Consider the following 23,345-nt stretch of genomic DNA (forward strand, 5'->3'; position numbering starts at 1 on the left):
TCCCCCATCAGCTCCTCGTAGTACAGCCCGCCCCGACCTCCTGACCCGGACCCACTCCACACGGAAGGGACAACACCGCCATGGCCTACTACCGCCAGGTCGGCGAGGTGCCCCGCACCCGCCACACCCAGCACCGCACCCCCGAGGGCGGGCTGTACTACGAGGAGCTGATGGGGGAGGAGGGCTTCTCCGCCGACTCCTCGCTGCTCTACCACCGCGCCATTCCCTCGGCCATCGTCGACGCCGCCGAGTGGGAGGTCCCCGACCAGTCCCGCACCCGTAACGCCCCGATGGTGCCGCGCCACCTCAAGCTGCACGAGCTGTTCTCCGACCAGGACTGGAGAGCCGCCGACGTCGTCGGGTCGCGCCGCCTGGTCCTGGGCAACGACGACGTGCGCATCTCCTACGTGGTCGCCGGGGCGCCCTCGGAGCTGTACCGCAACGGCATCGGCGACGAGTGCGTGTACGTGGAGTCGGGCACCGCCCGCGTGGAGACCGTCTTCGGCCTGCTGGAGGTCGGCCGGGGCGACTACGTCGTCCTGCCGCGCGCCACCACCCACCGCTGGGTGCCCACCGGCGACCAGCCCCTGCGCGCCTACGCGGTCGAGGCCAACAGCCACATCGCCCCGCCCAAGCGCTACCTGTCCCGCTACGGGCAGTTCCTGGAGCACGCCCCCTACTGCGAACGCGACCTGCGCGGCCCCTCCGAGCCGCTGCTGGCCGAGGGCGAGAACGTCGACGTGCTCATCAAGCACCGCGGCGACGGTCCCGGGGGCATCTCCGGCACCCGCTACACCTACCCAACCCACCCCTTCGACGTCGTGGGCTGGGACGGGTGCCTGTACCCCTACGTCTTCAACGTCGCCGACTTCCAGCCCATCACCGGCCGAGTCCACCAGCCGCCGCCCGTCCACCAGGTGTTCGAGGGCCACAACTTCGTCATCTGCAACTTCGTGCCGCGCAAGGTGGACTACCACCCCGGCGCCATCCCGGTGCCCTACTACCACTCCAACGTGGACTCCGACGAGGTCATGTTCTACTGCGGGGGCGACTACGAGGCCCGCAAGGGCTCGGGGATCGGCCAGGGCTCCATCTCCCTGCACCCCGGCGGCCACTCCCACGGCCCCCAGCCCGGCGCCTACGAGCGCAGCATCGGAGCCGAGGCCTTCGACGAACTCGCCGTCATGGTCGACACCTTCCGCCCGCTCGACCTGGGCGAGGGCGGCCTGGCCAGCGACGACGGCGTCTACGCCTGGACCTGGGCCGGGGGACGGAGGGAACGGCGGTGAGCGCGGAACTGTACCGCGGCCTGTTCGACGACGCCGCGCTCTTCCCGCCCGGCAACGCCCCCATGGGCGGGGCGCTGCCCGACCACCGCGCCCACCGGGCCGGGCAGCGCGCCGAGTACGTCGGCCCGTTCCTGGTCTCCGACGCGCGCGTGGGCGAACTGCGCGCCGTCCTGGCGCGTGAGGAGCCGGGCCACGGACCTCTCGCGGTCGTGGTCACCGTCCCCGGCGGCGCCGAGGGCGTCGGCCCCGCCGTGGCGGCCGCGACCGCCGACCCGGCGCTGCGCCTGACCGGGGTCGAGGCCGCCGCCGCGCCCGGGACGGCCGCCGGGGTCGCAGCGCGCCTGGACGAGCACCTGCCCGAAGGGGCCGAGGGGTTCGTGGAGGTCTCACGTCAGGGTGACGTGCCCGCCGAACTGCGGTCGCTGGCGGGCACCGGCCACAGCGCCAAGTTCCGCACCGGGGGGCTCACCCACGAGGCCCATCCGAGCGAGGAGGAGCTGGCCGAGTTCATGCACGCGGCCGTGGAACTGGACCTGCCCTTCAAGTGCACGGCCGGACTCCACCACGCCGTCCGCCACACCACCGCCGAGGGCTTCGAACAGCACGGTTTCCTCAACGTCCTGCTGGCCACGGCCGCCCTGCTCGACGGAGCCTCCGAACGGGAGGCCGCCCTCGTGCTGGCCGACCGCGACGGCCCGCGCCTGGCGGCCCTGGCCGCCAAGCTCACCGACGAGGAGGCGCGCGCGGTGCGCGGCCGGTTCCGCTCCTTCGGAACGTGCAGCGTCACCGAACCCCTTGGGGACCTGGTCGTGCTCGGGGCGCTGCCCGCCTCCCGCGCCCGCTGAAGCCTCCGGTCCCGGGGCGTGCCCGCTCCAGGGTCCCGTCCGTTCCGGGAGGCCGCCCGCTCCGAGGGCCCGGCCGCTCGGAGAACCCGTCCATGTGAAGAGCCCCCCGCTTCGAGAAACCGTCCACTCCAAGAAAGCGAACGCCATGCCCGAAAGCTGGCTCGACCTCGCCCCGGACGCGCAGTTCGGCCTGGCCACCCTGCCCTACGGCGTGTTCGGCACCGCCGACGACCCCGCGCCCCGCACGGGCGTGGCCGTCGGTGACCACGTCCTGGACCTGGGAGCCGCGGCCCGCGCCCTGGACGCGCCCTTCGCCTACGCCGTCGACCGGCCCAGCCTGGACGCCCTGCTGGCCGCCGGACGGCCGGTGTGGGACCAGGTGCGCGCCGCGCTCACCGACTGGTTCACCGACCCCGCGCGCGCCGAGGCCGTGCGCCCGCACCTGGTGGACCGGGCCTCGGTGCGCATGCACCTGCCCTTCACCGTCGCCGACTACGTGGACTTCTACGCCTCCGAGCACCACGCCAGCAACGTCGGCCGCATGTTCCGCCCCGACCAGGAGCCCCTCACCCCCAACTGGAAGCACCTGCCCATCGGCTACCACGGGCGTTCGGGCACCATCGTGGTCTCGGGGACCGACGTCGTGCGCCCCACCGGCCAGCGCAAGCCGCCGAACGAGCCCGCTCCCGTCTTCGGGCCCTCGGTCCGCCTGGACATCGAGGCCGAGGTGGGCTTCGTCGTCGGGACCGGCAGCGAGATGGGCGAGCGCGTGGCGGTGGACGACTTCGCCGACCACGTGTTCGGGGTGTTCCTGCTCAACGACTGGTCCTCCCGCGACCTCCAGGCCTGGGAGTACGTGCCGCTGGGGCCGTTCCTGGGCAAGTCGTTCGCCACGTCGGTGTCGCCGTGGATCGTGCCGCTGGCCGCGCTGGAGTCCGCGCGCGTGGAGCAGCCCGCCCAGGACCCCGAGCCGCTGCCCTACCTTCGCGGCGAGGACGGGCCCTGGGGTCTGGACCTGCGCCTGGAGGTGCGGCTCAACGGGCACCTGGTCTCCACGCCGCCGTTCTCGCAGATGTACTGGACGGCGGCGCAGCAGCTCGCGCACATGACCGTCAACGGGGCGTCCCTGCGCACCGGGGACGTGTACGCCTCCGGCACGGTCAGCGGACCCGAGCGCGAGCAGCGGGGCTGCCTGCTGGAGCTGACCTGGAGCGGGAAGGAGCCGCTGACCCTGCCGGACGGCACCGAGCGCACCTTCCTGGAGGACGGCGACGAGGTGACCATCACCGCCACCGCGCCGGGCCCGGACGGGACCACCGTGCACTTCGGCGAGGTGACCGGCAGGATCCTCCCCGCCCGCTGAGGTCTCGGAACGGCCCCGCGCACCCTCCCCGAGGGCGCGCGGGGCCGTTCCGTGCACGGACATCAGGCACCCAAGGCCTGTCGAACCGTAGGTTCCCAACGCTCTTGTCCTCAAGAGGCATCGCGACCCGGCGAGATGCGCTGGTGTCTCAACGAGGAGACTCTCCATCCGTCTCCTTGTTCTGTCCGGTGCTTCGTCCGCTGGAACTCCGGCTTTGTCTCACCCGGGCAGCACGTCGGCCGCGCCCCGCAACAGGCGAACCCACCTTCGCTTGCACTGTGGAATCCTTGGCCGATCCGCCGAACGGGGGTGGGCGGGCCATCCCCGGCAAGGTCATGAGCGCCGACAAACGCGGGTTCAAGGTGTGCTCGGCCTACTGTGCTCCGATGACACACTGGTCGTTCCACCCTGGTCCGGCTGACCCGATCCCTGAGACCTCATCACGCTGATCGGCGACCTGAGCCGAATCGGAATCGGTTTCCGTTCCCTGCACGAGGTGCTGGGCGTCAACACCCAGAAGGGCGTCTGGCCTTCTACGTCTCCGCCGCCTCGGCCGAGTCCATCCGCGGTCTCACCACGGAGGGCACCCATGAAGGATTCGACACCACCCCCAGATGACCGGAAACGCCTGGGTCGATCCCCAGCGACGGGGGGCGTCATACCCACGCGTTGCTGGCACAGCCAGAGGACACGGTGTTCTCGATCGCCAGCCCTCTCGGCGCGTCGAGGTCGGCGCTGTACGAACACGTCCCTGAACTGCTTGCTGACCGCAGTGCGCTGGAAGTCCACGCGGATCAACAACCGCTACTCGCCATGGCGATGCTGCGAGGCCAAGGCGGCTCTTGCGCGTATCACCAAGCCCTCGTTCGGGAAACCGGGTTTGGCTGGCCTGATGTGGCCACTCGGCAAAACAGCCGCTTGATCTGCATTTATTCAATCCCTTGTTCCTGCATGAATGGATTCTTGGTCGGCTTCGCGCTTTCATGCTCCGGGATAAGTACTGTGAACTGCAGATTTAAGGAACTGTGGCTGCCATGCACGGTTCGCGGGCGCGTGTTAGGCTAATGCAATCAGTTACCCAAAATGCGGAGATCCCCTTGCATAATGGAAAACTGAAAGCCATCGCGCCCTTCGCTGCTTCTGCTCTTCTGCTCGGGCTCGCCCCTGCTGCGCAGGCGGAGGAATCCCACCCCGGGTTTGAACTCGTTTCCACGAGCACTGTTACGCTCGAAGAAGCGATGCAGCAGGATCGGATCACGACGTTCGCTGCCAACGACGCCATCGAAACCTATGTCACAGAGCAGGCGGCTGAAGGTAGAGAAGTCGACCCTGAAAATGTGACAGCTATCGAGTTCGACCTGTTGGATCTTGTGAAGACCGGCAGGGTGCGCATCCACTTGGTGCCGGAAGGGACGATCCTGCTCGGGGTGACGTCACCGATGCTGGTGTTCCGGCTGCGCACCGGCGAAACCGTTATCTCAAGTGATCACGTTGACGGTAACGTCATCTACGACGCCGACCGCAACGGTCGTCTCACCACACTGATCACTGGGGCCATGGCGGAGGCACTCCCCGCCAGGCTCTCTCTCGAAGCCCTGAAGGATCTCGCATGAACACCGAATGGCACAAGAGCACCTACAGCTCCACTGGCGGGAACTGTGTGGAGGCCCGTGAGGGTGCTGTCGGTGCGGAGGTCCGCGATACTCAGCATCGGGACCAGGGGTGCCTGACGTTCGATCGTCGGGAGTGGGCCGCCGTTCTCGCCGTTACGAAGGGGTGAACCGTGAGGTCTGACTGGCACAAGTCCAGCTACAGCGGAAACCAGGGGGCATGTGTGGAGGTGGCTGAAGGCGACAAGGTTCTGGCGAGGGACACGGAGAACCGTAACCTCGGGCACATCGAACTTACGCCGGACGCATGGACCGCGTTGGTGAAGGCCCTCTAGAGCGCATCGCAGAGACGGCTCCCTGCCATCCCCTGGCAGGGAGCTCGTTTTGTGCTCAGTGACAGCGTTCTGGTTGATAAGCATGCCGTTCACGAAGTAGCTGAAGTGTGTGGAGGTTTCCGGAGAAGTCGAATGCTACGGCTGCCGGATACGTGACAGGATGTCAGGAATGATGGAGCGCTTCGTGGTTCGGCGTTCTCACCGGCGCAAGGCATCTACTTCATCGCCTTGGATTGAGGAGTAGGTAGTGAAGGAATGGCACAAGTCGTCCTACAGCGATGGTCGTGGCGGTAACTGTGTGGAGGTAGCGGAGGGATCGGTCACCGGTATTCGCGACACCCAGAATCGGCAGCTGGGTCACTTGTCGGCCCCGGCGCCTGAGTGGACCGCCCTGCTCGCAGCGGTGCGCGTCCAGTAGCAGTACAGCGCGAACCGGCCCCGCCCAGGCGGGCGGGGCCGGTCTCACCTGTTCGCTGGGCGTGGGCACCCCGTTCCACGGGACGGGGCAGGCGGGGAGCCTCCCGCGATTCCGTCGACGCGGGAGGCCCTCACCTGGCGCGGACCCGGATCAGGGCTGGTCGCCGGTGTAGCGGTAGATGTTGTTGTTGGCGCTGACGCCCCAGACGGTTCCGTCGGCGGCGGCGCTGATGTCGACCAGTCCTCCGGGGATGTTGACCCAGGGGTTGGCGTCGTCGTTGGTGTAGCGGTAGATGGCGTCACGGCTGTTGACGCCCCACACGTTGGTGCGGGAACCCGTCGAGATCCTGGTCAGTGCTCCGGAGAGCTGCTTCCAGTGGGAGGAGCCCTGGTCGCCGGTGTAGCGGTAGATGTTGTTGTTGGCGTTGACGCCCCAGACGGTTCCGTCGGCGGCGGCGCTGATGTCGACCAGTCCTCCGGGGATGTTGACCCAGGGGTTGGCGTCGTCGTTGGTGTAGCGGTAGATGGCTCCGTCGGCGTTGACGCCCCACACGTTGGTGCGGGAACCCGTCGAGATCCTGGTCAGTGCTCCGGAGAGCTGCTTCCAGTACGCCATGTCAACCTTCTCCGTCCATTCGGGGTATTGCGCTGAACTGTCAGGAACACCTGTGGCACGGCCGGTCCAGGGGTGACCGGTGTACCCGTGGGGCGACGGTGGACGCGAAGAACTTCGACGGCTCGAACATCGGCCGCTCGACCTTTCCCCTTCCAGAAAGGAATTCTCTGAATGGGGCTGGTGCGACGATGTTCCGCGTCTTCTCGGTGGAGCCGTGGAATCTTCGCCTCTCCCGGTCTCGCACGTCGCTGCCGTTGAGATGCCCGAGGGTGAGGGGGTGCAATCCCTTCGGACCCGTTTCGGCCAATGTTCAGAAAATTATTCCCACGCAAAAAGATCCGTGATATGGAGATGGCAAATCCACTATAGGAGAAAAAGTATAAGATTCCCGGAATGTATTCCCGTGCGCCGACGGTGGTCCAGGGGCGTGGAGTGTCCGGAGGCCGGTCGTCGTTCGGCCGACGTCGTTGCCCGCGCGGGCTGTCCTGCTGGCGGCACGGGAACTCAGCGGGAAGCGGTTCCGATCAGGGTTCCCACATGATCGACCTCCGGGGCCTCCTCCTCCCACACGCGCACCTCATGGAACCCGTGATCAACCAGAATCTCCTCCCACACCGCGGGCTCGTAGGCCCACCGGTACACCCACACCCGGCGGCCGGTGAACCCGCCTCCGTACATGCCCTGCACTCCGTACGACCCGGGAACCGCGGGGGCGTGGGAGAACACGAACCTTCCACCGGATTCCAGACGGTCGTGCACCAGCGGGAACAGCACGTCGGGATCGGTGAACCAGGCCGCGCCCCACACCGAGTAGACGGCGTCCCACCGCTGGTCGGCCCCCGCCAGGAACTCGACCGCGTCCGCGTGATGGAACTCCACGCCCAGGTGTCCCCACTGGTGGCGGGCCCGCTTCACCGCCACCGGTGACACGTCCAGCCCCGCGGCCTTCACACCCCGGGCGGCGAGTGCGGCGACGGCCGCCCCCTGCCCGAACCCCAGCTCCAACGCGGAGGCGGGCTCCCCCAGCAGTTCGAACCCGGGTCCGTGCCCCGGGTACTGGGTCCACTCCAGGGCGGTGGCCAGCGCCTCCTCCGGGTCCTCCGGTGTGACGCCCTGGGCGTAGCGGTCCCAGTAGCTCGGGATGCCCATGGTCGGGTTGGCCATGGTCGTGGTCCTCGCGACGCGGCGTGCAGGAACCGGACCAAGGTAGCCACGCCGCGGCCGGGGCAGCAGGAGGACGGCGAAACAGACCGCCACCCGCGCAGGTGTCTACCTCGCCCGGGTTCGGCGCGGAACAGGCAGCGGTGGCCCGACCCGCGGGTGCACGGGGCGCCCTGGAACGCGAAGCCGCAGCGTGCCCGGGTCGGGGTTCGCGGAGTCGGGTGTTTCCGGCCGTTTCTGCGTCTTTCCGAGGCGATCCCATGCCATGATTTTTGGGGTTCGCTGATGGCAACCGATGACTACTGATGGGGAAGACACGTGGCTGAGCGCCAGACCGGCACGGTGAAGTGGTTCAACGACGAGAAGGGGTACGGCTTCATCACACCGGAGTCCGGGCCCGACCTTTTCGTTCATTTCAGGGCGATCGAGGGCACCGGCTTCAAGTCGTTGCAGGAAGGCCAGACGGTCAGCTTCGAAGCTGTCCAGGGCCAGAAGGGGATGCAGGCGGACAAGGTCCAGGTGGAAGGGTAGGCAAGGCCCGCCTGAACCGAAGCGCGCGAAGCCCTCGCATCCGGTCTCCCGGGTGCGGGGGTTTCGTCGTGTACGGCATATGAAGCGCGGTCCAGGCGGCCCCGGTCGGTGCCGGTGGCGTCCGCGCGGACCGCCCCGGCCGAGTCCGAAGCGCGGCACCGACCGGGGCGGGGATGGCCACCGGACCCGCGCTACCCCGCACTGGTGCTTTTCCGTGCCAATCGGAGAATAAAGAGCAAAACCGCACTATGTGAATTAGCGCGCAAGGCAGACAGTTCAGGCTTCTGGCATGTGCGGACTTGGGGGAAAATTACGCGAACTCGTGTTCGCTGCGCTAGCGTGTTCCCCGAAAAGAAAAATCCCGGTCGGTGCGCCAAACACCGAACCGGGATTTGGCCGACGCCTGCGTTAACAAGCGTCCGGCCGCGCCACCTACCTGCTTCAACCAGGAAGGCGACTCGTCGTGGAGTCTACCGCTCTCGTCCCTTGTGTCACCACCGAACGCCGTGATTCGGCCCGTTTTTTCGGTCCGCGCCAACGCCCCCGCGGGGCAATGCGCGGAATTGGTTTCATACCGGACATCTGGGTCAATGAAGCCCGCGAAGCCGGACTCTTCCCCACATCCCGCGCTTTCATCGCCGCCACGGTCATCGCCCGCGCCGCCGACCTCGACGGCCGCTGGTGCTTCCTCTGCCTGGACACCCTGGTCAGCCGGTCCGGCCACCTGCTCAGCCTCTCCGTGGCCAAGCGCGCCGTCGCGGACCTCGTCGCCGCCGGGCTGGTCCGCAAGCTCGACCCCGTTCAGACCCGGGCCTTCTTCGCCGAGGACATCAGGGAGCGCACCCGCTCGCCCGATCGCCTGCCGCTCGTCCTCGAACTCCTGATCCCCGCCGAGGACTTCCCCGAACCGGTCCGCGAGGAGATCAACGCCGTCCGCGCGGCCCTGGGGGAGGAGCCCCTGGACGAGGCCACCCGCCCCCGGATCAGGAAGGCCGCGACGGTTCGGATCGACCTCGGCGACGGGTCGAATCGACCCGCACACCTGTATCCCATTCACCTCTCCTCCGACGAGCGCCCCGATTCCGTCCGGAGGAGCCCAGACACAGCAGGAGAGCCCGAAGCCGCGCGGCCCGAACCCGGGCGTCCGAGCACGCACGGACGTCCTCCACACGCGCATCCCCGGAACGCACACCCTCCGCACGCCCAGCCCTCGCAAGGACACCCCCTGCTCCGGCACGTCCCCGACGCCGCCCTCAACGACCCGCGCGCCGACCGGGCCGCCCTCACCCGCGCCCTGCTGCGCCTGCGCGACGCGGGCCTGACCGAACAGGAACTCACCGCCCTCGTCCGGGGCGCGGAGAGGCTGCGCCGCCCCTTCCCGGCCCTGATGCTGCGCCTGCGCGGCCCGGCCGAGGCCCGCGCCTTCCTCACGGGAGTCCTGGGGCGGGGAGTCACGCCCACGACGCCCTGGCAGGCGGGGATTCCCGCGCCCCGAAGGCCCGCCGACGATCGCGGCCCCGACGACGGCGCCCCCTTCGCCCGTCCGCCGGGGTTCGACGTGGACGCCCGGGGCACGGCGGTGCGCACCTGCCCCGACCACCCCGGCGTTCGCAACGTTCCCGGCGGCGCCTGCCGGGCGTGCGGCGGCCTCTGCCGGTTGGTGCCGGGCGAACTCCCGCGCCCACCGGCCCCGCCTCGACCGCCCGAGCCGACCGGGGCGGGGGAAGCAACCCCCGCACTCGAACCGGCCCTCACCGAACGCATCCTGGCCTCGCTCATGGGAGGCGGGCCGATCGCCGCCGACGAAGCCCCCGCACCTGGGACGACACCAGTGCACCCGCCCGCGCGTCAGGCCGTCATCGACCGGATCCGCCGACGGCTCGCCGCGTGAGGCCCCAGCGGCGGACACGGCACGGCGGCAGACGCGGCCCGTCACCGGGTCTGGAGCGAGGCGAGGAACTCGTCGGTCCTGCGGACCTCGTCGCGGTCGTGGGTGCTGACGTTGGCGAGCACCTCGGAACCGCCGGTGCGGTCGAGGAGTTCGGTGAGCGCGTCCGCCACCTGCTCGGGAGTGCCCGCGATCGCGGAGTCCATCCAGCCGTGCACCTCCCTGCGCTTCCTGTCGCGGCTCGTCTCCCCCAGCAGCCGACGCACCTCCTCGACGGGGCGGAGCGCGCGGAACTCCCCGACCTCCCGGGAGTCCGCGTACGCCCAGGCCTCGGGCAGCAGCAGGTCGCGGGCGCGCTCCCCGGTCTCGGCGACGGAGACGTCCACGTTCACGACCAGGTAGGGAGCGGGCGCGGTCGGGCTCGGCCGGAAGTCCTCGAAGTACGCGGCGATCCTGTCCGGGTCGCGAAGGACCGGCCCCCCGACCACCGCCGGAAGTCCCAGCTCGGCGGCGAGTGCCAGCCCCTCCCGGACGGCGAGCAGGAACACCGGCGGAGGCGCGACGCTGGGTTTAGCGGTGATCCCGGCCCGTCCGCTCAGGTACTCGCCCACCCTTTCGACCTCGGCCTGGTACTCGCCCTCGCCCAGGGCGGTGCGCCCGAGCGCACGCCGGATCGGAGCGGTGAAGCCGAGAGAGCCGCCCAGTCCCAGGTCGATCCTGCCGGGGAAGAGCGCTTCCAGGAGCAGCGCCTGCTCGGCGACCACCAGCGGGCTGTGGTTGGGGACCATGACCCCGCCCGTGCCCAGGCGGATGCCGCGCGTGCGGGAACCGATGGCCGCGAGCAGCACGGTGGGGGCCGAGCTGGCGATACCGGGCACCGCGTGGTGCTCGGCGGTCCAGAACCGGTGGAACCCGAGTTCCTCCGCGCGCACGGCCCTCTCGACGGTCGTCGCGATCGTCTGGGCGTCGGACTCGCCGCTGCGCGTCCGCGAGCGGTCAAGCAGGGAGACCCGCATCGGTCCTCGCCTCCGTCCGTGTGGTGGGGCAGCGCTTCGTCCTCCTCCGCCCGGAGCGTACTCCCCGCGAGCCCGTGTGCGGGTTCCGGACTCGGACTCCGGACTCCGCGCTCGTCAGCGGTTCCCTCAGTCCGGTTGCGGACCGGTGCACACCCCCACCGGTCCGTCCGCGCGACCGGCCGTCTCCGCAGGGGACGCGGACACGAGCGGCCCCGGGCGGCGAACCGTCGCCCGGGGCCGCTCGCTAGCCCGTGTCAGGCCCGGGTCATGGTGGAGTCGTAGCCGCCCCCGCCGGGGTAGACCCATGCGCCGGTGACGGTGTCGCCGTCGGCGCTGAAGGTGCCCTCGTAGTAGGCGGGGCTGCCCTTCGCGCCGCCCCAGATGGTCAGCCTGCCGCCGACCAGCTCGTACGCGTAGTCCAGCGTGTTGCCGACCGAGTCGTAGAAGCGCGAGACCACGTCCGCGCCGACCGGCTCCCCGAACGGCCGCGGGTTGCCGATCACCTCCATGCCGGTGACGGCCTGGCCGAACTGCGAGAGCTCGACGTGCTGGAGCAGGAAGAAACCGCCGGGCATCCACTCGTAGCGCACGGTTCCCTCGGCTCCGCCGGTGACCGTCCAGGTGCCGACCAGGCGGTCCAGGGCCCTGAGGTCGGCGCTCGGCTCGTAGGTCTGCGGCATCCCGTGGTTCTCCGACGTCTCGTGGGCCTCGGTCATCTCGGACATTCCGTTCTCCTTGTGTGTCGTGGTGGGTGTTCGCCGTTACCTCGGAGGCGCGGACCGATCCTCGACCTGCCTTCCGTGTGACTCACCTCACGCCAAGATCGTGTCGAGAACCCGGAACCCGCCACGAGGTAGCGGCAGGAACCCACCGAGGAGGAATCCATGGCCACTACCGCTGCCACCACCGCGAACCGCCGCTCGTCCGCGCCCCTGCTCCTGGCCGGAGCCCTGGCCGGACCGGTCTTCTTCGCCTCCGCGACCGCGCAGATGCTGACCCGAGAGGGCTTCGACATCACCCGGCACCCGATCAGCCAGCTCTCCACCGGCGACCTCGGCTGGATCCAGATCGCCACCTTCGTGCTCGCCGGTCTGGGCGGCCTGGCGCTGGCCATCGGTGTCGGGCGTACCCTCACCGAGGGGACCGGGCGCCGGGCGCTGCCCGTCCTCATCGGGATCTTCGGCGCCGGGATGGTCGCCGCCGGAGTGTTCACCATGGACCCCCAGTACGGCTTCCCCGCCGGGACCCCCGACGCCCCGGCGGCCCAGATGTCCTGGCACGGGATCGCCCACTCGGCCGCGGCGGCCGTCTCCTTCACCGCGCTGGCCGTGGCCGCCGTCGTCCTGGCCGTGCGCTGCGTCCGCCGCCGGGCCGTGCTGCCCGCCGTCGGCAACGGAGTCGCCGCGCTCGTTCTGCTGCTGCCCGTGTCTGCGGAGCACATGAGTGTCCAGATCGCCGTCAACGGCCTGGTCGCCTTCACCTGGACGACCGTTCTGTCCCTGTCCCTGCGCCGTGCCGCCTGACCGACCCGTACTCTTTCGCCCGAACGTTCGACGGAAGGAACCGCCGTGAAGTACCTGCTGCTCAGCTACACCCCGGCCGCCGCCTGGGACGCCGCGACCGCCGACACCCCCTCCCAGGAGGCGCTGGCGGCGTTCGCCGCCTACCAGGAGTTCGAGCGGGAGCTGATCGAGACCGGCGAGTTCGTCAGCAGCGAGGGCCTGGGGCACCCGGCGGTCAGTACCACGGTCCGCAGGGCCGAAGGCGGCGTGGTGGCGACCGACGGGCCCTTCGCGGAGCTGAAGGAGGTCCTGGCCAGCTTCGCCGTGATCGACGTGGCCGGCCAGGAACGGGCCGTGGAGATCGGTTCGCGCATCGTCGAGGCGCTGGGAGAGCCGATCGAGATCCGGCCGGTCATGGGCGAGGACTTCACGGCGTGAACGACCGCGACCGTGCGCAGCGGCGCCCGCCGATGGCGGACGGCCAGCGCGACGGCGGGCGGCTGACCCCCGGCGCGGACGCGGACATCGAGCACCTGCTGCGCACCGAGGCGCCGCAGGTGCTCGGCGCACTGGTGCGGCGCTTCGGCCGCTTCGACGCCGCCGAGGACGCGGTGCAGGAGGCGCTGCTCGCCGCGAGCCGGGCCTGGCCCGCCGGCGGCGTACCGGAGAACCCGCGTAGCTGGCTGATCCGCGTCGGCTACCGGCGCCTGGTCGACCTCCTCCGCGCAGACCAGGCCAGACACCGGCGCGAACAGGAGATAGGCGCCGCCGAAATGGCCATGCAGGAGCCGGACCGGCGGGCCGCCCCCGCCCGGGAGGGTGACGACGGCCTGGCCCTGCTGCTGCTGTGCTGCCACCCCGCGCTCAGCGCCGCCTCCCAGGTGGCGCTCACGCTGCGCGCCGTGGGCGGCCTGACCACCGCCGAGATCGCGCACGCCCACGGGACTCCGGAGAACACCATGGGCACGCGGATCAGCCGTGCCAAGCAGCGGCTGGCCCGCGCCGGAGCCCGCTTCACCCCGCCGACCGACGCCGACCGCGACAGCCGGATCACGGCGGTGGCGAAGGTGCTCTACCTGGTCTTCAACGAGGGCTACACGACCTCCGAGGGCGACCAGCTCGCCCGCGTCGACCTGACCCGCGAGGCCATCCGGCTGACGCGCATGCTCCACCACGCCCTGCCCGACGACGCCGAGGCCACCGGTCTGCTCGCACTCATGCTGCTCACCGAGGCACGCCGCCCCGCGCGCACCGGCGACCACGGCGAGCTGGTGCCCCTGGACGAGCAGGACCGGTCGCTGTGGAACGCCGAACTCGTCCGCGAGGGCACCGAGCTGATCGACGGCGTGTGGAACCGCGGTGAGGTCGGCCCCTACCAGTTGCAGGCCGCGATCGCGGCCGTGCACGCGGCGGCCCCGGCGCCGGAGCGGACCGACTGGGTGCAGATCGCGGTGCTCTACCTGTGGCTCGAACGGCTCAGCCCCACCGCTCCCGTGCGGCTGGGCCGGGTGGTGGCGGTGGCCGAGGCGTACGGCCCGGCGCGGGGGCTGGCCCTGCTGGACGACCTCGACCGACGCTTCGCGCTCGGCCGGGACCCCCTGACCCGGCAGCGCGAACGCGCGGTGCGCGCTCACCTGCTGGAGAGGACAGGGGAGGGGGAGGGAGCGGCGGCGCTGTACCGGGAGGCGGCCTCCCTGACCGGCAACCGGGTCGAGCGGCGGTTCCTGCTGGACCGCGCCGACCGCCTCGGCTGAGGGGCGTGGCCGCGACGCTGTGTCAGCCCTCAGCCGAAAGAGGGAGGACCCCGGTCGCGTCGGCGGCCGGGGCCCCTTCCCCAGCACTGTCAGGGGTTGGAGTACATCTGCACCACGACGCGGTCGAAGCGGCGCTCCTTGAGGTCCTGGCGGGTGATGGTCCAGTACAGGATCCCCATCGGCACTCCGACCCACTGCGCGAGCAGGACCCAGTCCTCGGGGCTGGACCACTGTTCGCCCTCCTCCGGGAACGCCGAGGCACGGGCCGGGTCCCCGTAGCCGTCGAAGTCCGCGGCGTAGCCGCCGATCTGCCACTCGCCGCCCCCGTCGGACTGTTCGGACCAGATCTTCCGGAGCGTCTCCGCGCGGGGGTGCAGGGCGAGGGCCTCCTCCTCTACGGGGCAGGAGGGCAGTCCCACGCCGGGGACCAGCCGCAGGTCACCGGTGCGCCTCAGCTCCTCGTCCAGGTCCTCGGGGGAGTCGTACTCGTAGGGCTCGTAGCCCGGTGAGGACTCCCGCTCCTCCACCGGCGTCCCCGCCGGTACGTACACGGCGCCGCCCGGGATGACGAACTCGTCCAGCTCGACGTTCGCGAACAGGAGCAGGCGGCCGTCGGGCGGCAGCGGGATGTCGGTGGCCTCCGGCGGTATCGCGGCCAGGTCGAGCGTCGCGATGAGCTGGTGGTCGTCGCGGTTGTCGGGGTCGTCGCCCCACAGCGTGCCCGGGGTGGGCGCGTCCGGCGGGAGCATCAGCGGACTGCCGAGCCTGCCGACGACCGTGCCGCCGCCGTCGCGCGCCGTCCGCAGCTTCGGGCGGGCCAGCCCGAGCCACCGGTCGACGTCGTCGGCCGGAACCCCCCTGTCGAGCGCCTGCTCCCGGAACCTGTCCAGCCACCACAGCACCGACGCGGGCAGGGCCCTGACCGACGGGTGCAGCACCCCCGCACCGAACTCCCAGCCGGGCTCCGGCGCCACCACGCCCGGCTCGCCCGGCCCCGCGAGCCACTCCGCCGCGGACGACCGCGTCCGGGCGTCGGCGTCCGACAGCGCGGCCGTCGCTGCCGCCCGGGCGTCCGGGTGGTCGCCGAGCACGCGCCGGGCCGCCAGGCGGTGGCGGTTCGCGCCGAGCGCGAGCGAGGTCAGGCGCGGGACCAGGGCCTCGGGGGCGGCGGGGAAGCGTTCGAGGACGGTCAGGATCATCGTCGTCGTGTCCACGGCGGGGTCGTCCGGATGCCGCTTCCCGTCGCCGCCGTCGAGGTACTCGTCCGCCAGGTCCAGGCGCTCGGCGAACAGGGGCCACCAGCGCTCGGCGTCCTCCGGGGTCACGAAGGCGCCGATCTTGCGTCTGAGGGAGTCCGTGCGGGTGACCAGGAGCGAGGCGGTCCGCCGGTCCGCGTCGGACAACCCGGCGGCGCGGAACGCGTCCCGCAGGGCGCGGACGTCGGGCATCAGCGCCAGCCGCCCCTCGACGCGGTGCCAGGAACGGTCCCCCTCGGACCCGCCCCCGGCCCCCAGCGTCCGCAGTTCCTCCGCCAGGTCCGCGTCCTGCGGTGCGGCGACGTCGGGAACGGGAACGGCTGCCTCCGAGGTTCTCAGCGCCCGCACCCGGGAGGCGGCCCGGCGCAGCAGCCCCTCGCTCCCGGGGTCCTGAGACCCGTCGCCGCCGCCGTCGGCCAGGGCCTCCTCGATCGCCGCGACCCCGCCGTCCAGGTCGGCCAGGCGGGCCAGGACGTCCGGCAGACGGTCAACCGGCGCGGTCCGCAGGTGCTGGCGCAGCAGGTCCACCTGCCGGGGGCCGTCGGTCCGGGCCAGGGCGGAAAGCGCCTGAGCGCGGACGCCCGCGTCGGTGTCGACCGCCAGTTCGGCGGCGAGTTCCGCGTGCGCCTCCGGCCGGTGCGCGCACCGGTCCGCCACGTACCTGCGAGTGTTCGGACCGGACCCGGAGACGACGTCCGCGAGCTCGTCGGCGTGCCGGGCGAGGAACGCGACGCCGGCCTCGCTCTCCAGGAGCCGGTGCCGACGAAACGGCCAGTGGCGGGAGTCCGAGTACAGCAGCGCCGACAGGGCGGCGTGCACGGGAGTCCGGCCGGGTGCGCCGCCCGCCCGGGCGACCTCGGTGAGGGTGCGGGGGTCCCACCGCCGCTGGGCGTCCTCGGCGTCGGTCCCGTCGGCGGCGTCGTGGACACGGAGCACGTCGTCGGCCAGCACGAGGAGCCACGACGGCTCCCCGGACGACGGGTCGTTGCCGGTGACCGCGTGCAGCACCTGTCCGAACCGGACGAGCAGGTCGATCGGCGCGAGTCGGTAGAGCACCAGCCGCGCCGCGTCGGCCTCCCGCAGCGACCAGCCGGGATGCGCGTCGGCGACGGCGGCCAGCCGGTCGGCCGACCAGACCGCGTCCGGCTTGGCGACCATGTCGGCGCCGGTAGGCCGCTCCCGCAACGCCGCCAGGGCCTGCGGTCGGGTGCCGCTGAGCACGTGCTCGACGACCGGTTCGTGGGTCTCGGACACCCGCAGCGGCGCGAGGCAGTCCCGCACCGCCGCCGCCACCCGGGCAGAGGTGTCCGTGCCGCCGCCCGAGCCGGTCGTTCCTGCTTCAGATTCGTACATGCCGGAAGACTAGGGGCAGAGTCGGACACGCGGTTTCGCCGCCGTGCCCTCGGCCCGGCCCGCGCCCATCGCGCCGGGGGGCGGTCACCGCGGCACACGGCGGGCGGACGGCTCGGCGCGTCAGAGCACCCCCTTCAGGTAGGAGCCCGTGCGGCTGTCCGGGGCCGCCGCGACCTGCGCGGGTGTGCCCTGCGCGACGATCCGGCCCCCCTGCGATCCGCCGCCCGGGCCCAGGTCGATGACGTGGTCGGCGGCGGCCACGACCCGCATGTCGTGCTCGGCCGCGACCACGGTGGCGCCCGCGCCGACCAGGTCGCGCAGGCGGCCGACGAGGACGTCGGCGTCGTGGGGGTGGAGGCCGGTGGTGGGCTCGTCGAGCAGGTAGACCGTGCCGGTGACCCGGCGGCGCTGGAGTTCGGTGGCCAGTTTGATCCGCTGGGCCTCGCCGCCGGACAGCTCCGTCGCGGGCTGGCCCAGGCGCAGGTAGCCCAGGCCCACCCCGGCGAGGGTCTCCAGGGAGCGCCGCACCGACGGCTCCTCGGTGAAGAACCCCGCGGCCTCCTCCACCGACATCGCGAGCACGTCCGCGACCGTGCTCCCCCGGTACCGCACCCGGAGGGTGTCGTCGTTGTAGCGCGAGCCGCCGCAGGTCGGACAGGGGGCGTAGGTGGTGGGCAGGAACAGCAGCTCCACCGACACGAACCCCTCGCCCTCGCAGTCGGGGCAGCGTCCACCCACGACGTTGAAGGAGAACCGGCCGGGCCCGTAACCGAGCGCGCGGGCCTCCTCGGTGGCCGCGAACAACTTGCGCACCGTGTCGAAGAGCCCGGTGTAGGTCGCCAGGTTGGAGCGCGGTGTGCGCCCGATGGGCTGCTGGCTGACCCACACCACCCGGCCGTGTTCGGCGGCCGGGTCCGCGATCTCCGCCAGCAGGGAGGACTTGCCCGAGCCGGACACGCCGGTCAGGGCGGTGAACACACCGAGGGGGACGTCGACGTCCAGCCCTTCGAGGTTGTTGCGGGCGGCCCCGCGCAGCTCCAGGTACCCGCCGGGGGAGTGGGTCCGGTGCTCCGGGAGGCCGTCACCGAACAGGTAGCGGCCGGTCACCGACTCCGCGACCCCGCGCAGGCCGGGGACCGGGCCGCTGTACAGGACGCGCCCGCCGTGCTCGCCCGCCCCCGGCCCGACGTCGACGATCCAGTCCGCGCCGCGCACGACGTCCGGGTCGTGCTCGACGAAGCACACGGTGTTGCCGCCGTCGCGCAGGCGCCGGAGGATCTTCGAGAGCGCCTCGACGTCGGCCGGATGCAGACCCGCCGAGGGCTCGTCCAGGACGTAGACCACCCCGAAGAGCCCCGTGCCGAGCTGGGTGGCCAGCCGGATCCTCTGCAACTCCCCGGTGGACAGGGTCGGCGCCGGTCGGGCCGCGCTCAGATAGCCCAGGCCCAGCTCCGCCAGAACCCCGACCCGTGCCGTGATCTCCCCGACCAGCGCCCCCGCCGGGCCCGGGTCCTGCGCCCAGGGGCGCAGCAGGGCCACCAGCTCGGTCAGGGGCAGCGCCGCCAGTTCGGCGATGGTGTGCCCGGCGAAGGTGACCCGCAGCGCCTCCTGCCGCAGCCGCCGACCGCCGCACTCCGGGCAGGTCCGGTCCACCATGAACCCGGCGGCCCCGCGCCGCCGGGCCTCACTGGCGGAGGAGGCGTACGCCTTGAGCACCAGCCTGCGTGCGCTGCTGTACTTGCCCTGGTAGGGGCGGTGGACACGGCCCGCCTCGCGGACCGGGTGGACGGTCACCACGGGCTGCTCCTCGGTGAACAGGATCCAGTCGCGCTCGCCTCGGGGCAGCTCCCGCCAGGGCCGGTGGATGTCGTACCCGAGGGCGTCGAGGATGTCGCGCAGGTTCTTGCCCTGCCAGGCCCCGGGCCAGGAGGCGATCGCCCCTTCTGCGATGCTCAGCCCGGGGTCGGGCACCAGCGACCCCTCGGTGACCTCGTGCTCGACCCCCTCCCCGTGGCACGTCGGGCAGGCCCCGGCCGCGGTGTTGGGGGAGAAGGAGTCGGAGTCCAGGCGCCGCGCCCCGGGCGGGTAGACCCCAGACCGGGAGAAGAGCATGCGCAGCGTGTTGGACAGCGTGGTGAGGGTGCCCACCGTGGAGCGGACCGAGGGCGCCGAGCGCGGCTGGGCGAGCGCCACGGCGGGCGGCATCCCGGTGACGTCGTCCACGTCCGGGGCCGGGAGCTGCTGGAGCAGGCGCCTGGCGTACGGCGCCACCGACTCCAGGTACCGGTGCTGGGACTCGGCGTAGAGGGTTCCGAAGGCCAGGGAGGACTTCCCCGACCCGGAGACGCCGGTGAAGGCGACCAGGGCGTCGCGGGGCAGCTCCGTGTCCACGTTCTTGAGGTTGTGGATGCGGGCGCCGCGCACCCGGATGCGGTCGTCGTGGTTGTCCATGGGACAAGGACTACCCGGTCACGGGACCGGAGCGGACCCGCGGACCGCCCGGCCACGGCCAACCCCGGCGCGCACCGGCCCTCCCGCCGGGTGAGGCGGGCGAGGCGGGGCCGGAACCGGAACCGGCGGTCTCCCGTCCGCCCACGGGGGAGGGGCGTACCGCCGTGCGGGCAGCGCGTCACGCCAGGTCCCCCGGGGGAGGCGATGTCCGGACGGGGCCTCGTGCGGCAGGCCCGTCGCCCGGCAGGGAACACCCCGAGGGCGGCCACGGGGGAGACCCGGGACGGAATCAGGGAGCTTCCCGATGCGCGCCGACGCGGCCCGGTGGGACGGTGGCGTCTGACCGTGACGCGTGTACGGGCGGACCCCGCAGCGGTGTCCGCGCCGACCGCCCCCGACGACGAAAGCCCCCGATGCGACCCACCTCCCTGCTCCGCCTGCTGCTGGCCGTGTCCGTCCTCCTCGCCGTCGCGGCCCCCGCCCAGGCACGGGAGGGCTTCTCCCCGGAGCGGGTCGACGCCTTCGTCACCGACTACCTCGACCGCCACGGCCTTCCGGGGGCCGCCGTCGCCGTGGTCAGGGACGGCGAGACCGTGCACGAGGCGGGCTACGGCGAGGACTCCGAGGGCCGCCCGATCACCCAGAACACCCGGTTGCGCGTCGGCTCCGTCTCCAAGTCGTTCACGGCCTTCGCCGTGCTGCGGCTCGTGGACCGGGGCCGTGTCGACCTCGACGCGCCCGTGGCGCGGTACCTGCCCGAGTCCGCGCCCGACGGCGTCACCGTCCGCCAACTCCTCTCCCACACCTCGGGGCTGCCCAACCCCACCATCGTCGGCCCCGCACGGACGCTGGAGGAAGGCGTGGCCGGCATCCGGGACCTGCCCCCGGCCGCCGACCCCGGCACCTCCTACCGTTACAGCAACCTCAACTACTGGGTGGCGGCGCTCCTGGTGGAGAGGGTCGCCGACCAGGACTTCACCGAGTACCTGGCCCAGGAGGTCTTCGCCCCGCTGGGCATGGACGACACCGTCGCCACCACCACCACGCGCGACCCCGTCGACGGGCTCGCCCCGGGGCACGTCACCGCGTACGGCGCGGCCTTCCCCGCGCCCACCCCGGAGGCGATGAACAGCGGATCGGGAGCGGTGGTGAGCACCTCGCACGACATGGCGGCCTGGCTCGCCGCGCAGCAACGGGAGGGAGCCGGCCCGAACGGGCGGCGCCTGCTCTCCAGCGCACTCGTCGAGGAGTCCCACACCGCCCAGCCCGCCGCCGAACGGGCCGGGCTCGGCTGGAGGCGCAGCGGACCGCAGGTGGAACCCGCGCGGATCTCGCACAGCGGCGTCGTCTCCGGCTTCAACTCCCAACAGGACCTGGTGCCCGGCAGCGGCTACGGCGTGGTGGTGCTGCTGAACAGCTTCTCCCCCTCCCGTGAGAACGCCTACGAGATCAGCTCCGGCATCATCGACCTGACCGAGGGCCGCACCCCAGATCCCGGCACGGCGACCGCGACCGTGATCGACCTGGTCCTGGGCGCGGTCACCGCCGCCGTCGTGGTCCTGGGCGTCCTCGGCCTGCGCCGCTCGCCGCGGTGGGCCGCGCGCCGGGCGGCCTGGCCCGCCTGGGGGTTCGCCCTGCGCCTGCTTCCCCAGTGCCTCGCCCCGGCGTCGGCGGTCTTCCTGTTCCTCGTCGCTCCCGCGCTGCAGGACAACAGCTACGTCCCGGTGGACGTGTTCTGGCTGTTCCCCGCGCTCGCGGTCCTGCTGGGCGCCCTCGCGGCCGTGGGGGCGGTCCTCACCGTCGCGCGGGCGGCGGCACGGCTCCGGTCCGTACGGGCGGCCGAACCGCCCCGCCCGGTGTGAGGGCCGGGGCCGCCCGGGACCGGGTCAGCGGCGCGCGGCCCACACGGCGCGTTCGGTGCGCACGGCCAGGTCGTCACGGCGCAGGATGCTGTGCGGGCCGTCGGTGTCCAGGAGCCGGTCGAGCGCGGCCAGGTCCTCGGGGGAGAGCCCACCGGCGACGCCGGTGCGGATGCGCCGCAGGCCGCTGAGCGCGTAGCGGCCGACCGCTTCGCTCCGGGAACCCTCGACGTCCACGGCGATCGTGCGCTCACCCTCGACCGTGAAACCGGCGGCGGTCAGCATCGGTCCCCAGTCGGCCCCGCGGTGGGGCATGTGCTCGGCGTGGAGGCGGTCGGCCGCGGCGTGGACGCGCTCCTCCAGGCCGGGCCGGTCCTCGGGGGCGTCCTCGGGCAGGAAGCGGGGGAACCCGGCCAACTCGACGACGGCGAACAGGCCGCCGGGCGCGAGCGCGTCGTGGACGCCGCGCAGCGCGCGGTCGGGACGGGCCATGTGGTGCATCGAGGCCGAGGCCCACACCAGGTCCGGTGAGCCCAGGTCGGGCCAGTCGGGGGAGTCGAGGTCGGCCCGCACGGTGCGCACCCGCTCTTCGACGCCGAGGGCGCGCGCCTTGTCTCGCAGCCGCTGGAGGTGTCCGTCGGAGGTGTCGACGGCCGTGACGCGCGCGCCGGGGAAGCGGTCGAGGAGGGCGAAGGTACCCGCGCCCGTGCCGCAGCCCAGGTCCACGATCCGGCGCGGGTCCGCCGTCAGCGGCAGCCACGCGGTGATGGAGGCCGTGTGCCCGGCGAGGACCTCGGCGTCCAGGTCGAGGATCTCCGCCTGGACGTCGGCGTCCTGTCCCCGGTGGCCGTGCTCCTGGTGGCCGTGTCCCCGGTGGTGGTCGTGCTGGGCGCCGTTGCCGTTGCCGTTGCCGTGGTCGTGCGGGTGCGTCTGGTTCATGCCCCCCACAGTAGGACTCCCATGCGCCCCGGGCATGATAGTTCCCGTTTTGCGCAAGACATTGGCCGGATGTGCTGCCCGACGCGCAAGGCGCGCTCCTCCAGCGGTCGGCGCGGCCGCTCCTCAGGCGTCCCGTGCGTCCGGGCCGTCCTCCTCCCGCTGGTGGCCTCGGCGGGCGTCGCGGTCGAAGATGCCCAGGATCTCGCACGGCCCGCCCTCGGCGCCGATGGCGTGCGGCGTCATCGTGGGGAACTCGGCGGCCTGGTTGGTCTCGACGCGAAAGCGCCGGTTGCCGAGCATGAGCGTCGCGGTGCCGGACAGGACGACGAGCCATTCGCGGCCGGGGTGGGCGCGCATGCGGGCGGGGTTGTCGGGCGGCGGTTCGGTCATGCGCTGGCGCACCACGCTCATGCCGGGGTCGCCCTTGACGGGCCAGCGCATCCGGCCTCGGGCGCCGTCGATCATCGGGCTGACGACGACGTCGTCGTCGGCCGTCTCCACGAGTTGGTCCAGCGTGGTGTCCAGTGCGCGGGCGAGGGTGACGAGCTGGTCCAGGGCGAGGCGGCGCCGACCGTTCTCGATCCGGCTGAGCGAGGACTGGCTCAGGTGGGCGCGGCGGGCCAGTTCCTCCAGGGACCAGCCCTGCGCCACCCGCAGTGCGCGGATGCGCCTGCGCACGAGGCCGTCCAGCTCTCCGTCTTCTTGCGTCATGGGCATCATGCTATGCTTTCGATGCAAGGGCGGGGGTGGTGGTCGGTTCGGGAACCGTCCCCGAGGGGGCCGCGTGGGCCCCGGGAAGCCCTGGTCCGCCACCGGAGGCCACCGCGACGCTTTCGGTCTTCGCCCGCCGCACGGTATGAGTTATCGGCGCCCGCGGGTCCGTCCTCGGGACGTTCTTCCACCGCGGGAAAAGAAGATCCCGGGTGAAGGTGCGACCGGCACTTTCCCGGTGCGGCCCGGACCAGCGCGCCGAGACCGCACCGTCGCGCTTCCAGCCCGGTGTCCTCCGAGTCTTCTCCCCCAAGGCCCCCGAACCCGGTGAGAGCGCGCTGGTGTCGGCGGACGCGCGGCCGGAAGCTCCTCCCTGAGCGCGTTGACCGGGACCGCCTGGCCCCCGGGGCTACCTCTGCGGGGAGGCGGGGGTCGGCGCGATCCGGGGC

The 23,345-nt window shown here is 72.1% G+C and carries 21 protein-coding genes; 13 read left to right on the top strand and 8 right to left on the bottom strand.

The window, feature by feature from the left end:
• Positions 1 to 80 precede the first annotated feature (80 nt).
• The 7 genes from ABD54_RS16450 to ABD54_RS27355 all read left to right on the top strand — a co-directional run bounded on the left by ABD54_RS16450 (position 81) and on the right by ABD54_RS27355 (position 5,860).
• Complete coding sequence (locus ABD54_RS16450) at positions 81 to 1,289, top strand: homogentisate 1,2-dioxygenase (protein WP_047870378.1); 1,209 nt, start codon at positions 81 to 83, stop codon at positions 1,287 to 1,289.
• A complete protein-coding gene (locus ABD54_RS16455) occupies positions 1,286 to 2,134 on the top strand; it encodes a hypothetical protein (protein ID WP_047870379.1) in 849 nt (282 codons plus the stop codon). Before ABD54_RS16450 ends, ABD54_RS16455 begins: the two co-directional genes overlap by 4 nt.
• 145 nt (positions 2,135 to 2,279) lie before the next feature.
• The gene (gene fahA, locus ABD54_RS16460; RefSeq protein ID WP_047870380.1) at positions 2,280 to 3,497 is read left to right on the top strand and encodes a fumarylacetoacetase; all 1,218 of its coding nucleotides are present in this window, start codon (positions 2,280 to 2,282) and stop codon (positions 3,495 to 3,497) included.
• 1,034 nt (positions 3,498 to 4,531) lie between these two features.
• Positions 4,532 to 5,110 (top strand): Scr1 family TA system antitoxin-like transcriptional regulator, encoded by a 579-nt coding sequence (locus ABD54_RS28590; protein ID WP_235432085.1) that lies wholly within the window; start codon positions 4,532 to 4,534, stop codon positions 5,108 to 5,110.
• Complete coding sequence (locus tag ABD54_RS27345; RefSeq protein ID WP_082166856.1) at positions 5,107 to 5,277, top strand: DUF397 domain-containing protein; 171 nt, start codon at positions 5,107 to 5,109, stop codon at positions 5,275 to 5,277. The genes ABD54_RS28590 and ABD54_RS27345 overlap by 4 nt, the downstream gene beginning before the upstream one ends.
• Positions 5,278 to 5,280: 3 nt before the next feature.
• Positions 5,281 to 5,442, top strand: coding sequence for a DUF397 domain-containing protein (locus ABD54_RS27350; RefSeq protein ID WP_082166857.1), 162 nt, complete (start codon positions 5,281 to 5,283; stop codon positions 5,440 to 5,442).
• 247 nt (positions 5,443 to 5,689) lie between these two features.
• On the top strand, positions 5,690 to 5,860 hold the full coding sequence (locus ABD54_RS27355) for a DUF397 domain-containing protein (protein WP_082166858.1): 171 nt from the start codon (positions 5,690 to 5,692) through the stop codon (positions 5,858 to 5,860).
• 150 nt (positions 5,861 to 6,010) lie between these two features.
• Here ABD54_RS27355 and ABD54_RS16470 read toward each other — a convergent pair whose 3' ends face one another.
• Both ABD54_RS16470 and ABD54_RS16475 read right to left on the bottom strand, forming a co-directional pair.
• Complete coding sequence (locus ABD54_RS16470; RefSeq protein ID WP_047870381.1) at positions 6,011 to 6,475, bottom strand: tectonin domain-containing protein; 465 nt, start codon at positions 6,473 to 6,475, stop codon at positions 6,011 to 6,013.
• A 504-nt stretch (positions 6,476 to 6,979) separates the two neighbouring features.
• A complete protein-coding gene (locus tag ABD54_RS16475; RefSeq protein WP_047870382.1) occupies positions 6,980 to 7,639 on the bottom strand; it encodes a bifunctional 2-polyprenyl-6-hydroxyphenol methylase/3-demethylubiquinol 3-O-methyltransferase UbiG in 660 nt (219 codons plus the stop codon).
• 315 nt (positions 7,640 to 7,954) lie between these two features.
• On the opposite strand from ABD54_RS16475, the gene ABD54_RS16480 reads away from it, so the two are divergent.
• Entirely contained in the window at positions 7,955 to 8,167 is a 213-nt protein-coding gene (locus ABD54_RS16480) for a cold-shock protein (protein ID WP_013152914.1), read from the top strand.
• A gap of 553 nt (positions 8,168 to 8,720) precedes the next feature.
• Complete coding sequence (locus ABD54_RS16485; RefSeq protein ID WP_047870383.1) at positions 8,721 to 10,058, top strand: hypothetical protein; 1,338 nt, start codon at positions 8,721 to 8,723, stop codon at positions 10,056 to 10,058.
• 41 nt (positions 10,059 to 10,099) lie between these two features.
• On the opposite strand, the gene ABD54_RS16490 is transcribed toward ABD54_RS16485, so the two are convergent.
• Complete coding sequence (locus ABD54_RS16490; protein WP_047870384.1) at positions 10,100 to 11,071, bottom strand: MsnO8 family LLM class oxidoreductase; 972 nt, start codon at positions 11,069 to 11,071, stop codon at positions 10,100 to 10,102.
• Positions 11,072 to 11,325: 254 nt separating this feature from the next.
• Positions 11,326 to 11,796: a hypothetical protein gene (locus ABD54_RS16495; protein ID WP_047870385.1), complete on the bottom strand. Its 471-nt coding sequence runs from the start codon at positions 11,794 to 11,796 to the stop codon at positions 11,326 to 11,328.
• A gap of 159 nt (positions 11,797 to 11,955) precedes the next feature.
• On the opposite strand from ABD54_RS16495, the gene ABD54_RS16500 reads away from it, so the two are divergent.
• From ABD54_RS16500 to ABD54_RS16510, 3 genes are read left to right on the top strand one after another with little or no spacing between them, the layout of a single operon-like run.
• A complete protein-coding gene (locus ABD54_RS16500; RefSeq protein WP_047870386.1) occupies positions 11,956 to 12,594 on the top strand; it encodes a DUF998 domain-containing protein in 639 nt (212 codons plus the stop codon).
• Positions 12,595 to 12,639: 45 nt separating this feature from the next.
• A complete protein-coding gene (locus tag ABD54_RS16505) occupies positions 12,640 to 13,011 on the top strand; it encodes a YciI family protein (protein ID WP_047870387.1) in 372 nt (123 codons plus the stop codon).
• A gap of 32 nt (positions 13,012 to 13,043) precedes the next feature.
• The gene (locus ABD54_RS16510; protein ID WP_394324545.1) at positions 13,044 to 14,327 is read left to right on the top strand and encodes an RNA polymerase sigma factor; all 1,284 of its coding nucleotides are present in this window, start codon (positions 13,044 to 13,046) and stop codon (positions 14,325 to 14,327) included.
• 89 nt (positions 14,328 to 14,416) lie between these two features.
• Here the strand turns inward: ABD54_RS16510 and ABD54_RS16515 are convergent, their stop codons facing one another.
• Positions 14,417 to 16,936 carry a DUF1963 domain-containing protein gene (locus tag ABD54_RS16515; protein ID WP_047870389.1) on the bottom strand — a complete coding sequence of 840 codons (2,520 nt, stop codon included), beginning with the start codon at positions 16,934 to 16,936 and terminating at the stop codon, positions 14,417 to 14,419.
• Positions 16,937 to 17,056: 120 nt separating this feature from the next.
• Positions 17,057 to 19,387: an excinuclease ABC subunit UvrA gene (locus ABD54_RS16520; RefSeq protein WP_047870390.1), complete on the bottom strand. Its 2,331-nt coding sequence runs from the start codon at positions 19,385 to 19,387 to the stop codon at positions 17,057 to 17,059.
• A 413-nt stretch (positions 19,388 to 19,800) separates the two neighbouring features.
• On the opposite strand from ABD54_RS16520, the gene ABD54_RS16525 reads away from it, so the two are divergent.
• Positions 19,801 to 21,249, top strand: coding sequence for a serine hydrolase (locus tag ABD54_RS16525; protein ID WP_047870391.1), 1,449 nt, complete (start codon positions 19,801 to 19,803; stop codon positions 21,247 to 21,249).
• A 24-nt stretch (positions 21,250 to 21,273) separates the two neighbouring features.
• Here the strand turns inward: ABD54_RS16525 and ABD54_RS16530 are convergent, their stop codons facing one another.
• Both ABD54_RS16530 and ABD54_RS16535 read right to left on the bottom strand, forming a co-directional pair.
• Positions 21,274 to 22,185 (bottom strand): trans-aconitate 2-methyltransferase, encoded by a 912-nt coding sequence (locus ABD54_RS16530; protein ID WP_047870392.1) that lies wholly within the window; start codon positions 22,183 to 22,185, stop codon positions 21,274 to 21,276.
• A 123-nt stretch (positions 22,186 to 22,308) separates the two neighbouring features.
• Complete coding sequence (locus tag ABD54_RS16535; protein ID WP_200904126.1) at positions 22,309 to 22,896, bottom strand: XRE family transcriptional regulator; 588 nt, start codon at positions 22,894 to 22,896, stop codon at positions 22,309 to 22,311.
• Positions 22,897 to 23,345 lie beyond the last annotated feature (449 nt).

It is taken from the genome of Nocardiopsis sp. RV163, from assembly GCF_001029525.1.
In the GTDB taxonomy this organism is placed as follows: Bacteria; Actinomycetota; Actinomycetes; order Streptosporangiales; family Streptosporangiaceae; genus Nocardiopsis; species Nocardiopsis dassonvillei.

Excerpts from the sequence above, each read along its gene's own strand:
- ABD54_RS16450 (WP_047870378.1), top strand. The coding sequence starts at position 81 with ATGGCCTACTACCGCCAGGTCGGCGAGGTGCCCCGCACCCGCCACACC.
- fahA (WP_047870380.1), top strand. The coding sequence starts at position 2,280 with ATGCCCGAAAGCTGGCTCGACCTCGCCCCGGACGCGCAGTTCGGCCTG.
- ABD54_RS28590 (WP_235432085.1), top strand. The coding sequence starts at position 4,532 with ATGCACGGTTCGCGGGCGCGTGTTAGGCTAATGCAATCAGTTACCCAA.
- ABD54_RS27345 (WP_082166856.1), top strand. The coding sequence starts at position 5,107 with ATGAACACCGAATGGCACAAGAGCACCTACAGCTCCACTGGCGGGAAC.
- ABD54_RS16470 (WP_047870381.1), bottom strand. The coding sequence starts at position 6,475 with ATGGCGTACTGGAAGCAGCTCTCCGGAGCACTGACCAGGATCTCGACG.
- ABD54_RS16475 (WP_047870382.1), bottom strand. The coding sequence starts at position 7,639 with ATGGCCAACCCGACCATGGGCATCCCGAGCTACTGGGACCGCTACGCC.
- ABD54_RS16485 (WP_047870383.1), top strand. The coding sequence starts at position 8,721 with ATGCGCGGAATTGGTTTCATACCGGACATCTGGGTCAATGAAGCCCGC.
- ABD54_RS16490 (WP_047870384.1), bottom strand. The coding sequence starts at position 11,071 with ATGCGGGTCTCCCTGCTTGACCGCTCGCGGACGCGCAGCGGCGAGTCC.
- ABD54_RS16495 (WP_047870385.1), bottom strand. The coding sequence starts at position 11,796 with ATGTCCGAGATGACCGAGGCCCACGAGACGTCGGAGAACCACGGGATG.
- ABD54_RS16500 (WP_047870386.1), top strand. The coding sequence starts at position 11,956 with ATGGCCACTACCGCTGCCACCACCGCGAACCGCCGCTCGTCCGCGCCC.
- ABD54_RS16510 (WP_394324545.1), top strand. The coding sequence starts at position 13,044 with ATGGCGGACGGCCAGCGCGACGGCGGGCGGCTGACCCCCGGCGCGGAC.
- ABD54_RS16515 (WP_047870389.1), bottom strand. The coding sequence starts at position 16,936 with ATGTACGAATCTGAAGCAGGAACGACCGGCTCGGGCGGCGGCACGGAC.
- ABD54_RS16520 (WP_047870390.1), bottom strand. The coding sequence starts at position 19,387 with ATGGACAACCACGACGACCGCATCCGGGTGCGCGGCGCCCGCATCCAC.
- ABD54_RS16525 (WP_047870391.1), top strand. The coding sequence starts at position 19,801 with ATGCGACCCACCTCCCTGCTCCGCCTGCTGCTGGCCGTGTCCGTCCTC.
- ABD54_RS16530 (WP_047870392.1), bottom strand. The coding sequence starts at position 22,185 with ATGAACCAGACGCACCCGCACGACCACGGCAACGGCAACGGCAACGGC.
- ABD54_RS16535 (WP_200904126.1), bottom strand. The coding sequence starts at position 22,896 with ATGACGCAAGAAGACGGAGAGCTGGACGGCCTCGTGCGCAGGCGCATC.